General features: G+C 35.7%; 12 protein-coding genes. 5 read left to right on the top strand and 7 right to left on the bottom strand.

Annotated features, from left to right (window positions below; all coding sequences use genetic code 11):
- The first annotated feature begins 132 nt into the window (after positions 1 to 132).
- Complete coding sequence (locus H3T56_RS08235) at positions 133 to 1,515, top strand: MATE family efflux transporter (protein ID WP_198192537.1); 1,383 nt, start codon at positions 133 to 135, stop codon at positions 1,513 to 1,515.
- A gap of 28 nt (positions 1,516 to 1,543) precedes the next feature.
- Here the strand turns inward: H3T56_RS08235 and H3T56_RS08230 are convergent, their stop codons facing one another.
- From H3T56_RS08230 to H3T56_RS08220, 3 genes are all read right to left on the bottom strand, one after another.
- Positions 1,544 to 2,449, bottom strand: a complete 906-nt coding sequence (locus tag H3T56_RS08230) for a hypothetical protein (RefSeq protein ID WP_198192535.1) — start codon at positions 2,447 to 2,449, stop codon at positions 1,544 to 1,546.
- Between the two features lie 171 nt (positions 2,450 to 2,620).
- Positions 2,621 to 3,514: a DMT family transporter gene (locus H3T56_RS08225; protein ID WP_198192534.1), complete on the bottom strand. Its 894-nt coding sequence runs from the start codon at positions 3,512 to 3,514 to the stop codon at positions 2,621 to 2,623.
- A gap of 11 nt (positions 3,515 to 3,525) precedes the next feature.
- Positions 3,526 to 4,392 (bottom strand): YicC/YloC family endoribonuclease, encoded by an 867-nt coding sequence (locus tag H3T56_RS08220; RefSeq protein WP_065613248.1) that lies wholly within the window; start codon positions 4,390 to 4,392, stop codon positions 3,526 to 3,528.
- Between the two features lie 163 nt (positions 4,393 to 4,555).
- On the opposite strand from H3T56_RS08220, the gene rph reads away from it, so the two are divergent.
- A complete protein-coding gene (rph, locus tag H3T56_RS08215; protein WP_065579222.1) occupies positions 4,556 to 5,272 on the top strand; it encodes a ribonuclease PH in 717 nt (238 codons plus the stop codon).
- Between the two features lie 13 nt (positions 5,273 to 5,285).
- The gene (pyrE, locus tag H3T56_RS08210; RefSeq protein WP_198192533.1) at positions 5,286 to 5,933 is read left to right on the top strand and encodes an orotate phosphoribosyltransferase; all 648 of its coding nucleotides are present in this window, start codon (positions 5,286 to 5,288) and stop codon (positions 5,931 to 5,933) included.
- A 195-nt stretch (positions 5,934 to 6,128) separates the two neighbouring features.
- Here the strand turns inward: pyrE and H3T56_RS08205 are convergent, their stop codons facing one another.
- Positions 6,129 to 6,833, bottom strand: a complete 705-nt coding sequence (locus H3T56_RS08205; RefSeq protein ID WP_065579224.1) for a GntR family transcriptional regulator — start codon at positions 6,831 to 6,833, stop codon at positions 6,129 to 6,131.
- Between the two features lie 173 nt (positions 6,834 to 7,006).
- Here H3T56_RS08205 and H3T56_RS08200 point away from each other — a divergent pair, with 173 nt between their 5' ends.
- Both H3T56_RS08200 and H3T56_RS08195 read left to right on the top strand, forming a co-directional pair.
- Positions 7,007 to 8,878, top strand: a complete 1,872-nt coding sequence (locus H3T56_RS08200) for a glucose PTS transporter subunit IIA (protein WP_198192532.1) — start codon at positions 7,007 to 7,009, stop codon at positions 8,876 to 8,878.
- A 13-nt stretch (positions 8,879 to 8,891) separates the two neighbouring features.
- Positions 8,892 to 10,328: a 6-phospho-beta-glucosidase gene (locus tag H3T56_RS08195; RefSeq protein ID WP_198192531.1), complete on the top strand. Its 1,437-nt coding sequence runs from the start codon at positions 8,892 to 8,894 to the stop codon at positions 10,326 to 10,328.
- Positions 10,329 to 10,456: 128 nt separating this feature from the next.
- On the opposite strand, the gene dinB is transcribed toward H3T56_RS08195, so the two are convergent.
- From dinB to H3T56_RS08180, 3 genes are all read right to left on the bottom strand, one after another.
- A complete protein-coding gene (dinB, locus tag H3T56_RS08190) occupies positions 10,457 to 11,512 on the bottom strand; it encodes a DNA polymerase IV (RefSeq protein WP_198192530.1) in 1,056 nt (351 codons plus the stop codon).
- A 79-nt stretch (positions 11,513 to 11,591) separates the two neighbouring features.
- Positions 11,592 to 13,298 carry a phosphoethanolamine transferase CptA gene (gene cptA, locus H3T56_RS08185; RefSeq protein ID WP_198192525.1) on the bottom strand — a complete coding sequence of 569 codons (1,707 nt, stop codon included), beginning with the start codon at positions 13,296 to 13,298 and terminating at the stop codon, positions 11,592 to 11,594.
- Positions 13,299 to 13,784: 486 nt separating this feature from the next.
- Positions 13,785 to 14,857: hypothetical protein (locus H3T56_RS08180; RefSeq protein WP_198192523.1), on the bottom strand; the 1,073-nt coding region annotated here is incomplete at its 5' end.

Genomic DNA, 14,857 nt, shown 5'->3' with positions numbered 1-14,857 from the left:
ACTAAAAAAGTGCTATCATCAATTTATAACTCTGCTAAACTAAGCAACATTCTTATTGTCAATTTTATACTTTACGTATCCTTGTTCTAAAACTTCTTTATAACTTTTAACCTTTTATCAATGTGAATCAAAATGACAAACTCACACGATATTTATGATGATTTTAAACATAAAAAAATCAGCTTATTGTTTTGGCAATATGCGCTTCCATCTATTATCGGCACAACAGTGAATACGCTGTATAATATTATTGATGGAATTTTTATTGGCCATTGGATTGGTCGTGAAGCACTGAGTGGCGCAGGTATTATTTTACCGGTAATGAATCTTGCTGCCGGCATTGGCATGCTAGTAGGTATTGGTTCTGCCAGCCGAATATCTATCTTTTTAGGCCGAGGAGAAATCGATAAAGCAGAAAAAGTAGCAGGAACATCTTTTATGTTAACTGCCGTACTTAGTGGTATCACTTTAGCCTTACTACTCTATTTTATCGATCCTGTTTTACACTTTATTGGTTCAAGCCCAACCAACCATATTTATGCTCGTGAGTTTTTAGAAGTATTTTTACCGGGCAGTATTTTTATCACATTAACATTTAATTATAACAATATGATGCGCGCCAGTGGCTATCCGTTTAAAGCAATGGTAACCATGTTTATTAGCGTGATTGCCAACATTATTTTAGCGCCAATTTTTATTATAGGTTTAGGTTGGGGAATGAGAGGAGCAGCTTTTGCTACCACTCTCGCAATGTTCATAAGCTTTTTATTTGTGATGCAGCACTTTATTAGCAAAAACAGTAATATAAAGCTATATCGTCGTAACTTTAGGCTCGATTTTACTTACATTAAGTCGATTTTGTCGATTGGCATGTCACCATTTGCTATGCAAGTTGCCGCCTCAGTGGTAGTTGTTTTTATAAACTGGCAGTTAACCCGTTATGCCCCCATTTCACATGTTTCAAGTGATGATGCGATCGCCGGTTATTCTAATGCTAACCGATTAATTACACTGATTATCATGATCGTCATTGGTGTAAATCAAGGTATGCAACCGATTATTGGTTATAATTACGGCTCTAAAAATTATGTCCGGGTGAAGGAAACGTTTATCTATGCAGTTAAAATTGCCACAGTAATTACTAGTGTTGGTTTTATATTTGGTTGCTTTATGCCTGACGTGCTGGTTAAAGCGTTTAGTTCTGATGTCGATTTAGTGGCAATATCCGCGATTGCACTACGTTATACTACGTTTTCATTTGCGTTTGTCGGCTTTCAAATGGTAACAACTAGTTTTTTCCAATGTATCGGAATGGCAAAGATTTCTATTTTGTTAAGCCTTTCAAGACAACTTTTAATTTTATTACCAACGCTTTATATTCTTCCATTATTCTTCGATTTAGATGGCGTTTGGGCTGCATCACCAACGGCAGACCTTTTATCAACCGGTATCGCTTATGCCGCATTATATTGGTATTTTAGATCAATTAAAAGTCGACATTATCCGAAACATTAAAAAGGGGCACCTTGCCCCCGTAAAATCATTATAATTGATCACAAGCTTGTTTTAATAATTCATTAGTTTCATTATCGATATAGACATTTTTAACTAAAATTCCTTTTTTAACATCTCTTAGATCAAACTCTTTTTTATTTTTCCTCATTAATTTCTTTTTCTCTATGCTAAAAATACTATTCTGCTTGCATTGGGGACATTGACAATATTGGTATTCTAAAACATCGATAGTTTTTGTTGACTTGTCAACTTCGCTTGCAAGTAATTTTTCATTAACATAGAGTGTTGATTGCAATAAGACATCAGCATAATTATTAGTGACATGGCTAGTAATATTAGATTCTAAATTTTCATTACTATACGAGAAAAATCGGAATTTTCTATACCAAACTCGACAATCTTCACAAAAATATTCGTTAAATTTAAATGCAGCAAGTAATGGATAGAAAAAGGCAAGAAATTCGATTAAATATAAGATTTTCAACATGGAACCAGAAATATAACCTGTACTTGCACCTTTACTGATGATTATTTTGTGGATTGGAAGAATACCATTAAACATGAGGTCACATACCGTGAACGGTTTGAAAAACAGCTTAATATAACTCTTTGGACCCAGCGACATAAAGTTAATTTCAAATGTGCATACGCTTGAATAATAGGCAAATAGACAGATAAAAAAAGCCATACACAAGTGAACAATGGTATTTCTTACTTTTGCTAACTTTGCAAGGTTATTTGTTATATAAGCTAATGTAAACCCCATCCCACCAACTAAAGCAATATTAATTACTACAATTGGTGAAATATAAGAGATAAATGAATAGATGATACCCAAAATTATTGCGGCCAAAATACCTGCTAATGTATAGCCAATAGTTAATAGTGGATCATATTTTTTTGAAGACTGATAATAACTAACAGTAAAACTCATTGTTTTATTCCCTTAACAATAAATGACAAATAAAAAAATTAATTTATAGCTAACCTAAAATGTTAATTGTTAATTTTTGTAGTTTTCCACAAAATAGGAACTATATGATTAATTTGACAGAAGTCATTTTAAAGGTACTTGCGAAAAAGTAAAGATGAATAATGTATTGAATTAGATAAATTTTTTATTTAGGCTTGACGAGATAACCATTACTAGACAAATAAAAATCAACAATATCCCCCCCAAACCGATTAATGATAAATCCTCACCAACAATTAATATCGCCAGAATTGTGGCTACCGCGGGTTCCAATAGGCTAATGGTAGTTGCTAAACTGGCAGATATTTTTGATAATCCATACCCATAACATAGATAACCCAAAAACATCGGAATTAATGCCATATAACAGCCAACTGCAATATTATTCCATGCTGCAAAAAACGTAGTTCCCGTTATTAGCATTACCGGAATCAGTAATAAACCGCCACAACCAAAAGTAGCCCCCATGGCCGCTTTGCTATCAATACCTTTTAACATTAATTGTCGTGCTGACCATGAGTAAAGTGCATAAGTAAAACCAGCAATAAGTCCTAATAAAATTCCCAAACCAACATAATTATATTCAATTGTGGTCGAGGCATTTTCAGAAAATGCTAACATAGTCATGCCGATAATACCCAATAAAGCGCCAATAACCCATTGTTTAGTTACTTGAAAATCACGACTAATATATTCAATCATAGCTGATAAGATTGGCGCTGATCCTATTGAAACAACCGTACCGATAGTAACGCCTGATAAGCGCATCGATGAATAAAATGCCAAAGGATAAACGGCAACTGCTAATGCCCCTAAAATTAAATAGCGATAATGCGATCTTATTGATGTTAGTTCTTGGTTGATGTTAGGTATAGCAAATCCACACTGCAATATTCCGCCAATACCCATGGCGAATGAACCAATAAATAGAGGAGATAAAGTAGGGGCAAAAGTGGCTGCTGTGCCAGTTGTGCCCCATAATAGCGAAGCCAAAATAACGGCAAAAATACCGAGATACTGATTCATCAACTAGTAAATTATTCGATATTTTGTACTTGCTCACGGATTTGTTCAATCAACACTTTGAGTTCGATAGCGCTAGCGGTTACATCAGCATTAATTGATTTTGAAGCAATGGTATTTGATTCACGATTAAATTCTTGCATCATAAAATCGAGTCGACGACCTACGGCCTCATTTTTCTTTAAGATCGAATATGTTTCGTTAACATGCGTCATTAACCGATCTAGTTCTTCAGCGACATCAATTTTTTGGGCAACCATAACAATTTCTTGCTCTAGACGTGAGCTATCCAGATCAATATTAGCTTCTTCAAGCTTACTTTTTAATCGTTCTTTTTGCCATTCTAATATCTGTGGCATCCAAGTACGAATTTTATCAACTTCTTCGGTTATTGCTTGTAAGCGCTGAGTAATTAATTCACAAAGCGCTTTACCTTCACGCTCCCGAACGGCGATAAATTCATCAATTGCGGTTTCAAGTAAAGCCAAAATTTCTTGCGAAATGGTATCTAAATTTTGTTCTTTGCTTGACATAACACCTGGCCAACGTAAAACATCAAGCGGATTTATTTGTCCCGTTTGATACTCACGTTTTATCCAGTCACCAGCTGTTAATATTTGTTTAGCCAGTTCAATGTTTAATGACAGTTCTTGATGTTGTGCCGCTGGATCTAATTCGAAACGTAAATTACATTCGACTTTTCCGCGCGTTAATCGTGCCCGAAGTCGTTCACGAATAATCGGTTCAAGAGAGCGAAACTGTTCGGGTAAACGAATATAGGTTTCTAGGTAGCGTTGATTGACCGAACGTAACTCCCAAGAAGCACTACCCCATGATTGGTTCAACTCTTTTCGTGCATATGCGGTCATACTAGAAATCATAATAGGTCCTAAATTTATGAAAAACTTGCTGGGCATTGTATCACAAATTCTGTATAATGTGCTCTTAGCTTAGGCTAAACATCAACGCTTTCTTGTTGATGTCCTCCTAAATGATTTAATAAGTTCAAAGATAAATTTTAAAATAAAACTGCTGGAGAATTGCATGCGCCCGTCTGGTCGATCCGCGGAACAAGTCCGCCCAATCAAAATAACCCGTCATTACACTAAGCATGCAGAAGGTTCTGTATTAGTCGAGTTTGGTGAAACAAAAGTACTTTGTAATGCAACAATTGAAGAATCTGTACCACGCTTTTTAAAAGGTCAAAATCAAGGATGGGTAACTGCTGAATATGGTATGTTGCCGCGAGCTACCAATTCAAGAACCCAACGTGAAGCGGCAAAAGGAAAACAAACTGGCCGTACGATGGAAATCCAACGCCTTATTGCCCGTTCATTACGCGCAATGATTGACCTAAAATTATTAGGTGAATATACCATTACATTAGATTGTGATGTTATCCAAGCTGATGGAGGCACTAGAACAGCATCAATAACTGGTGCTAGTGTGGCATTAGTTGACGCAATAAACATGATGTTAGCAAGTGGTAAAATCAAGCAAAACCCAATTAAATCTTTAGTGGCTGCCGTATCGGTAGGCATTGTTAATGGTGAAGCGGTATGCGACTTAGAATATATTGAAGATTCTAATGCCGAAACCGATATGAATGTGGTAATGACTGATGATGGTCGCATCATTGAAGTTCAAGGTACTGCCGAAGGTGAACCATTCAGTCATGAAGAATTATTAACTTTATTAGAACTGGCAAAAAATGGCATTACAACCATTATAGAAGCACAAAAACAAGCTTTAAAAGATTAATTGGAGAGGATCGATGAAATCATATAAGAGTGAATTTATAGAATTTGCTTTAGATAGGCAAGCATTAAAATTTGGTGAGTTTACCTTAAAATCAGGGCGGAAAAGTCCCTATTTTTTTAATGCAGGACTATTTAATACCGGAAAGGATTTGGCATTATTAGGTCGTTTTTATGCCGCTGCATTAATGGATGCAAATTTACAATATGATGTCATCTTTGGTCCTGCCTACAAAGGTATTCCAATTGTCTCATCTACAGTTGTGGCTTTATCCGAGCACCACAATGTTGATGTACCTTATTGCTTTAACCGTAAAGAAGCTAAAGATCATGGTGAAGGTGGTAATTTAGTTGGTAGTTCGATCTATCAACAACGCGTCATGTTAGTTGATGATGTAATTACTGCTGGTACTGCAATTCGTGAATCAATGCGAATCTTAGAAGATAATCAATCTAAGCTTGCTGGCGTATTAATCTGTCTTGATCGTCAAGAAAAAGGTCGAGGTGAATTATCCGCTATTCAAGAAATCAAACAAACTTATAATTGTGACGTAATTTCGATTATCACTTTAGATGATTTGATCCAATATCTTTATCGTGATCCATCACGTAAACACCAAGTAGTCCAAGTCGAAGCTTATCGTTCTGAATATGGCATTAAATAACCAAGCGTCGTAAGACGCTTTTTTTATATTTGCAAACTTTTACAATTATTTGACAACTATTCAATTAAAGTAATTACCATTTTTTCTTATCTTTCGACATTAATTTACTTAAGCCCATTTCGCTAGCCTGAATTAAGAAGATAACCATTATCAAGCGTCTTTTAATATTGGATTAACTAAATGAAATCTTGCTGATTATTTTGAATGACTTTGAACAAAGAATTTCGCATTATCGTAATGATAGATAATTCGTGAAAAATCGAAAGGTTCACCAGAAGAAGTATAAAAGATCTCTTCAACACATAAAGCGGGATCGCCGGCCTTTAAACCCAAATAAGGAGCGATATCTTCATCCAATTTTATGGCTTTAAAATATTTATCTGAAAAACCGATATTGACCTTACAAATATCTTTTACATAACTAAAGATTGAGTTTTCGGCAATTTCTTTATTTAAATAAGAAATTATATTTTTTCGATAATAAGATTGTTCAAAACCGTATACTTTATCTTCAACCAAACGTAATCGCTTTATATAATAGACATATTCATCATCTTCACACTGAAGGTTTTCTTTAACTTTAGCATTAGGTTGAATAACATCAACATTAAATACTTGCGATGAGCCAGGTAAATCATTGAGATCAACACTAAAACCATGACTTTCCAGAAAATTTAGATAACCTTGTTTTTTCGGTTGTCGAACAAAGATACCACTACCTTGGATTTGATAAATTACGCCATGTCTTTCAAGACGATTTAGAGCCTTAATAATAGTAGTTCGGCTAACTTGATATTGCTGAATTAAACCTTCAATATTTGGTAATTGCGTATCTTTAGGCAAATCTTGCTGATAAATTGCTTGCTGGATTTTTTTCGCTATATCTTGATATTTTAACATTTGTTATTCTTTATTATTGTTATAAATAGTATTTATTCTATACCTGTAAATTAATTATTAAATCAAAATTAAGAGAAAACGGGATCTAGATCACAAACAATTAAATTGGTAATTAACAATTTTTATTTTAGGAATAATATAGGCACTCTTACCTGTTGAAAGGAGCTTAATTGATGTCATCTAAAATTAGAGATTATGATAAATTAGCAGTTGATATATTAAACGAATTGGGCGGTGAAAATAATATTGTTTCTGTTGCACGTTGTGCAACTCGCTTACGTGTTGTGACGCAATCTACCCCTGAAAATGCCAAAGAAAAAATTGCTAGTTTTTCTGGTGTTATCACGGTAGTTGAAAAAGGTGGACAAATTCAAATTGTAATAGGTACCAATGTTGATAAAGTCTACAATGCGTTTACTAAATTGATAAGTGGTGATAACAAAGTTGATGTAAATAGCAAAAGTAGTATTTTGAATCGGATTATCGCGACAATGTCAGCGGTTTTTGCGCCTTTTGTTTATGTGTTAGCGGGAGCAGGGATATTACAAGGAATCTTGATTTTAATTAATCTGGTCTTCCCAGGTTTTGAAAAAACGAGCACTTGCCAAGTATTTAGTTTTATCTCTTGGGCGCCATTCACTTTTTTACCTATCTTTATCGCCATTACCGCATCGCAACATTTCCGTTGTAACATCTACATTGCGGTAGCGTGTTGTGCAGCACTGCTGTCACCAACATGGGCTGAGATTGCTAAATTGATTAAGGAAGGTGGCACATTTGATTTATTTGGTTTACCACTGTCTGAAACCACTTATATGTCAACCGTATTACCACCACTATTTTTAGTCTGGATACTTTCTCATTTAGAGCGTTTCTTAGAACCTCTCTTACACAGCATTATTAAACCATTGATCATGCCATTCATCTGTTTAGTTATCATGGTACCACTAACGTTATTAGTAGTGGGGCCGCTTACTGCTGGGGCTGCACACTATATATCAATCGGATACAACTATTTAGTCGATTTTGCTCCATGGTTAGCCGGTGCTATTATCGGGGCTCTTTGGCAAGTACTTGTTATATTCGGTGTCCATTGGGGTATAACTCCAATAGTTTTAGAAAACATGAGATTACATGGTCAAGATTCATTCCAAGCCTACCAAACTATTGCGGTAATTGGCCAAGTCGGCGCTGCATTAGGATTCTACCTCAAAACTCGTTCTAAAGAGATGAAAGGAGTATCAATCTCAGCTTTTGTGACAGGTCTATTTGGTATCACTGAACCAGCGATTTATGGTGTTAACCTACGCTTTAAAACACCATTTATTTATGGTTGTGTTTGTGCTGCAATTGGTGGTATGGTCGCTGGTTTCTTTACACCTTACTACTATACTTATGCAGCATTAGCGGGTCCATTAACTATTGTTAATACGGTTAATCCAGAACATTATGGTTCGTTCATCGGTGTTGCACTTGGTTCAGCCATTGCGTTATTTGGCCCAGTCCTACTTCTACAAATTTTTGGGACTAATGAAACAAAAGCAAATAATGTACCTGTTGAAGACGATACACCAAAAATCGTTATCGACGAAATCGATGTAACAAGTCCAATGATTGGTAAAGTATACCCACTAAGTGAAGTTCCAGATCCCGCATTTGCTCAAAAATTGATGGGTGAAGGTATTGCGATAGAACCAACTGAGAACCATGTCTATGCACCTTATAATGGTAAAGTGACCGCCGTTTTTGAAAGTTCAAAACATGCTATCGGTTTAACTTTAGATAATGGCGTAGAATTATTAATTCACGTTGGTATTGATACTGTTAATCTGACTAACAATGAATTTAGTTACCATGTAAGTATGGGACAACAAGTTAAAACGGGGGATTTACTAATTAGCTTTGATCCGCAAGCAATTAAACAAGCTGGTTACCCATTAATTACACCGATTATTATTGTTAATACTGATCAGTTCCAAACGATCACACTAACTGATAAAACTGAAGTAAATCTTGACGATATCTTATTTGAAATTAAGCAATAACAAGGAACCAAAAATGACTAAAAAACCATTTTTATGGGGTGGTGCATTAGCTGCCCACCAATTTGAAGGCGGCTGGAATGAAGGGGGCAAAGGACCAAGCGTGGTTGATGTCATGACCGCTGGTGCTCATGGCGTTGCAAGACAAATCACTCAAGATATCGAAGCTGGTAAATTTTATCCAAATCACACTGCAATTGATTTTTATCATCATTATAAAGAGGATATTAAATTATTTGCTGAATTAGGTTTAAAATGTTTACGTACTTCAATTGCTTGGACACGAATCTTTCCTAATGGTGATGAGTTAGAACCAAATGAAGCTGGCCTACAGTTTTATGATGACGTGTTTGATGAACTTATTGCTAATGGAATTGAACCGGTTATCACCCTTTCACACTTTGAAATTCCATTACATATTGCTCGTCATTATGGTGGATTTAGAAATCGTAAAACCGTTGAGTTCTTCGAACGTTTCGCAATTAGTTGTTTTGAGCGCTATAAAAATAAAGTCAAATATTGGATGACGTTCAACGAAATCAATAATCAAATGGATACTAGTAATCCAATCTTCTTTTGGACTAATTCAGGTGTACAAATTAAACCGGGTGAAAATCCACAAGAAGTACTTTATCAAGTAGCACACTATGAATTATTAGCAAGTGCTAAAGCGGTGATTGCTGGTAAAAAAATTAATCCTAATTTTGAAATTGGTTGTATGATTTCGCATGTGCCAATCTATCCATATTCTTGTAATCCTGAAGATATGATGGCATCAGAAATTGCTATGCATCAACGTTTCTTCTTCCCTGATGTACATGTACGTGGTTATTACCCTGCTTATGCATTAAAAGAGTTTGAACGAGAAGGTTACAAACTTGACATCACTGAAGATGATTTAGCCTGTTTAAAACAAGGAACAGTTGACTACATCGGCTTTAGTTATTACATGTCAACAGTGGTAAAAGCTGATGCTAAAAATGACCATCGTGACAATATAGTTAATGGTGCGCTTCCAAATGCGGTTGAAAATCCATATATTAAAAGCAGTGACTGGGGATGGCCAATCGATCCAGAAGGATTACGTTATACTCTTAACCGTTTATATGATCGTTATCAATTACCACTATTCATTGTTGAAAATGGTTTTGGTGCGATAGATGAACTAGAACATGATAACCAAATTCATGATAAACCACGTATTGAATACCTTGGTGCTCATATCAAAGCGATGCAAAAAGCGATGGATTACGATGGTGTTGATGTGATTGGTTATACCGCTTGGGGAATTATCGACGTAGTATCATTCACGACTGGTGAAATGAAAAAACGTTATGGCGTAATTTATGTTGATCGTGACAATGAAGGTAACGGCAGCATGAAACGCTATAAAAAAGAATCATTTGAATGGTATAAAAATGTGATTAAGACTAATGGTCAAAATTTAAAATAATCATTTAGCTATATATTCAAATAACAATCAAGGATCTGATTTATCAAAATTAAATCAGATCCTTAATCATTAACAAATCTCACCATGATCTAACAGTAAAAAATAACTATTTGATCGTCAGTTAGCAATCAAAATTGAAAAATTAGCTGTTTTTCAACTTGAGGATCAATCAAAGTGACATGAAAACCAATTAATCTTATACCTCGATTATTTCGTCTTTCTGTCCACACTTTATAAGCCTGCTCAATCAGATCATCCTTATCCAATTTTGACCAGACATGCTCTTGGGTTGTCAGTTGAAAATCATCAAATTTAAATTTGACACCTTGCCTTGCAATCGATAAATCAGCACGAACTTTGCTTAATCTTTTTTCGAGTTCATCAAATAACGGATCAAATTGAGCTAAACACTCATCCCAACTATAAATATCATCAACTAAAGTACGCTCTACGCCTACGGATTTACGTTGTCTGTCATTACAAACTTCACGTTCATCTATACCTTGACAACGTTCATATAAAATTCGACCAAATTTACCAAACTGATTCAGCAATTTGGTTAGGTCATAATTGACCACATCCTTACAAGTATATAATCCCAATTCAGTTAGCTTTTTCTCAGTTACTTTACCCACACCAGGAATTTTTTTTAGCGGTAACTGCTCAATAAAACTCCCTACTTGTTCGGGTGTAATCACATATTGGCCATTTGGCTTATTCATGTCAGAGGCTATTTTAGCTAAGAACTTAAGTGGTGCAACACCAGCCGAAGCAGTGAGTTCGAGTTCTTTATATATCGCTTGACGGATATCTTGAGCAATTAAAGTGGCTGAGCCGTGAAAAAGCTTACAATCAGTCACATCTAGATAAGCTTCATCAAGGGAGAGTGTTTCAATAGCTTGAGTATATCGTTTAAAGATTTGCTGAATTTGATTAGAAACTTCTTTATAAACAGCATGTCGACCGGGGATAACTTTAAGATTAGGACAGAGCTTAACTGCCTGTGCCATTGACATAGCGCTATGAACACCAAATTGCCGAGCTAAGTAATTTGCAGTTGATACCACACCTCGCTTACGCGGATCACCCCCTACCGCAATAGGTATATTGCGATAACGGGGATTGTCTCTCATTTCGACGGCGGCATAAAAACAATCCATATCGACATGAATAATTTTTCGCATAATAGGTATAATAGCATTTAAAAATAACTGTATAAATATACAATATCATACCTTAACTTTATCTGCAAATTACTCACTATTATTTAGTTAACTTATCAAAATAAGTTAAACCTTTTTTATCATGAGGATCGCCAATCCACCGAATCGGTTGCTCAAATTTCGCATTTACTATACTTTTTTCTGGAGCATAGGAATTATAACTAAGCCCAGCTAAATCAGACCAAGTATGAATCAAGTCTTGAGTACTGAATTTTCTATTCACATAGGACTGATAGTTATTGGGATGATTTGCTAGCCATTTTGGTGACTGCCATAGCATAAATGGTACGGTATACATCACCTTAGTCGGCGCCTTTTCATTACGCCCTAAAACATCATGCGGAGGAGTTTGATAAACATCTTCACCATGATCAGAAAAATACAACATAAAACCATTTGCTTGACTATCTTTAAATAAATTAAATAGCTTAGTTGTTACAAAATCATTATAGATGATCGCATTATCATAACTGTTATAAACCTTTAACTTATCATCATCCAGTTTAAACGCTAAATCCGATCTATCATTAAAACGCTGATACTCTGCACTTTGAGGATAGCGCAATTCATATTTCATATGCGTACCCAACAAATGAATGACGATAAATTTCTTTTCAACAGGATCCTGTAATACTTTTTTAAATGGTTCAAACACCGATGAGTCATATTGGCGTGAACTTTGATTACGATCATTATTCATATAAAACTGTTCATCAGCTTGTTTAGAAAACATGGTCAACATCGTATTACGTTTTGTCATCGTCTGTTGATTAGTGATCCAAAACGTTTTATAACCAGCCTGCTTCATAAGGTGAATAAGCGAGGGTTTGCTAAGATATAAATCTGGATTTTGTTCATCTGCCAAAGTTAGGGCTTGCTGCAATATTTCAATAGTATAAGGTCTTGATGAAACCACATCATTAAACACAACAAAATCAGGATTATCTTGCTTAAATTGTTCAATCAACGGCGTAGTATTGCGTTCATAGCCATAAATACCCATCCGAGTACGTGTGGTCGATTCACCAATCACTAACACTAATGTTCTTGGCGTATCACCATTATCATCCGTTAAATTTTCAAACTCAGGCAGTGTTTGCAGATGATTTAAGATATTCTCCATATTTGAAAGTTGCGAACGATAAGCTAAATAACTATTGATTAATTGCCACGGAACCGTGGTTTCCATACGTGTTAGCAAATGCTGAGTTGCTTGTTGAAACGACATTTTTTTTATTACAACACTAATACACAGCGGCATTAATGCATAAATAACAATGATTATCGACACTAACCATTTAGTCATATTTTTAACATAAACAGGTTTAACTTTAAGCCATAGAAAAAACCCAAACAAAATATAGATCAGCAATACTATAACTAACTTAATGCTTAAATATTGTGAGATAAACTCATGTGATTCATTATAATTCGACTCGGCCATTACAAAAAAGACACTCTGTGAAAACTCTTGCCGATATATCGTAAAATAACCAATAGAAATTAAAGATAATCCCCCAATTATAATGCCATAAACAGTAGCAATTTTTTTGGTATAACGAGGGAAAAATAATACCGGTACTAGCCAAATCATGCTGTAAATAATTGAATCACGTAAGCCAATAAAATTAGCATGTCCAGACAAAGCAATATAGAGTTGCAAACTACAAGAAAAGTAACAAAAAAATAAAATTACATAGAGCAATGAATGCCAATTAAAATCTGGAGAATTATCTAATTTTTGCATAGCGACCATTATTCACAATTAATAATGGTCACTAAACTAACAAAAGCAGATTAACAAAACCTTAAGAGCAAATAATAATGGTTAATTACTGTCTTTTTGTGAAAGAAAAATAGAATAAGCGTTTCAAAACCCCCTTTCCTCAAAATTTTTTGGTTGTTTGAGTTTCGGACGTTTGTTGTTTTGTGGTTGTTTCTATATGGTGATTACGTCCGAGTTAAGAGGGTTGGCGCCAACCCTCTTTACAATCTCCCGCGGCGACTACGCAAGTGGTCACTGCGTGACTGCCTTCCGCCTTCGTTCGGTCTTAACGCACCGGCTGTGATTTGTTCCTGACAAAGCACCGCCTTGCCAAACATCCCTGTTTTCCATGCTAACCTCGCTCAGTTGTCAGCACGTTGCTAATGTCGAGCCACAAAACCGCTTTTATCGCCCTAACGTTATTTTTCTTATCCTTAGCTTCAATACCTAAGAACTAAGAAATAATAGCTAAGGATAGACACAGGCTCCGCCGCCCCTTACGGAGTAGTCCCAATTATCGTAATATATCGAACCATAACGCGTGTTAACATAAAAAAACCTTTGAGTACTAACTACTATATCTTGCGTCCAATATTTAAACGTAAAAACGCTGCCGCCGCCGAGGCCGGGAAAGTTGGCACCAAAGTAATCCTCCACCATCCCCCATTCCGAGAACAATCCTCCACCAATGTGACGCCGGAACCAAGAATCAGGTGACGAAGGCGTTGCATCTACTACACCGTTACAATAACCGTCTTCGAATTCTTTATCTAAATTTTCCCGACAAGACCCATTAGTTAAATCCCTGATATTTGGGAGACGGTATCCAATATTATTACACCAAGATTCCACACTAGAATGGTTCTTTTCATTATTACCACTATTAACAAACCACTGCTTTAACTCAAATCCATATTTGACCACCGCATTACCTCTGCTATCACGACCGACTAACTCAAATACCTGAGGTAAAGAGGGTCTGTCGATTCTACGTGGATTTTCTGAGTACCATTGATTAGGGTCTGTAACGGCAGGACCAGTTAGGGTGACTCGAACGCTGGTATTTGTTGAATCGGTCATCGTCGCCGTAATACCACCATGAGAAACCGTAGCCCAAGATAAGGCCTGATTACTACCACCTATATGTACATCAAAATACAAATTATGAGCACCAGTAGTCGGGAAGTTTAAACCATAAGACGATGGCGTAAATGATTGTGGTAGAAAACCCTTCAAAGGATCCCAAACGGCAGCAGAAAGCCCTTTTCCACTATAATATGCGCCAGGTCTTGCAAAACAAACCACTGGCGCTGCTTTAGGATTAATATAATAAGTGGCCTTACTTGCACTAAAACGACTTTTATTAGGTACACCATAAGGTGTTTTTAATGTACCGCTATCACTAGATAAGGTTAATTTATATGGCGCTTTACAAATAGTCAGTACTTCATTACGGGCAACACGATTATCGTCTTTATCAACAATAGTTAATTTTAAATTACCGGTAACGGTGACACCATAATAAACTCCCTGACCATCAC

Source organism: Gilliamella sp. W8123, assembly GCF_016101085.1.
In the GTDB taxonomy this organism is placed as follows: domain Bacteria; phylum Pseudomonadota; class Gammaproteobacteria; order Enterobacterales; family Orbaceae; genus Gilliamella; species Gilliamella apis.
Note: the sequence above shows the minus strand (reverse complement) of the source record. Positions and strands in the feature narration are given on the sequence as shown.

Bases quoted from the DNA above. Each gene is read 5' to 3' on its own strand.
- H3T56_RS08235 (WP_198192537.1), top strand. From the start codon at position 133: ATGACAAACTCACACGATATTTATGATGATTTTAAACATAAAAAAATC.
- H3T56_RS08230 (WP_198192535.1), bottom strand. From the start codon at position 2,449: ATGAGTTTTACTGTTAGTTATTATCAGTCTTCAAAAAAATATGATCCA.
- H3T56_RS08225 (WP_198192534.1), bottom strand. From the start codon at position 3,514: ATGAATCAGTATCTCGGTATTTTTGCCGTTATTTTGGCTTCGCTATTA.
- H3T56_RS08220 (WP_065613248.1), bottom strand. From the start codon at position 4,392: ATGATTTCTAGTATGACCGCATATGCACGAAAAGAGTTGAACCAATCA.
- rph (WP_065579222.1), top strand. From the start codon at position 4,556: ATGCGCCCGTCTGGTCGATCCGCGGAACAAGTCCGCCCAATCAAAATA.
- pyrE (WP_198192533.1), top strand. From the start codon at position 5,286: ATGAAATCATATAAGAGTGAATTTATAGAATTTGCTTTAGATAGGCAA.
- H3T56_RS08205 (WP_065579224.1), bottom strand. From the start codon at position 6,833: ATGTTAAAATATCAAGATATAGCGAAAAAAATCCAGCAAGCAATTTAT.
- H3T56_RS08200 (WP_198192532.1), top strand. From the start codon at position 7,007: ATGTCATCTAAAATTAGAGATTATGATAAATTAGCAGTTGATATATTA.
- H3T56_RS08195 (WP_198192531.1), top strand. From the start codon at position 8,892: ATGACTAAAAAACCATTTTTATGGGGTGGTGCATTAGCTGCCCACCAA.
- dinB (WP_198192530.1), bottom strand. From the start codon at position 11,512: ATGCGAAAAATTATTCATGTCGATATGGATTGTTTTTATGCCGCCGTC.
- cptA (WP_198192525.1), bottom strand. From the start codon at position 13,298: ATGCAAAAATTAGATAATTCTCCAGATTTTAATTGGCATTCATTGCTC.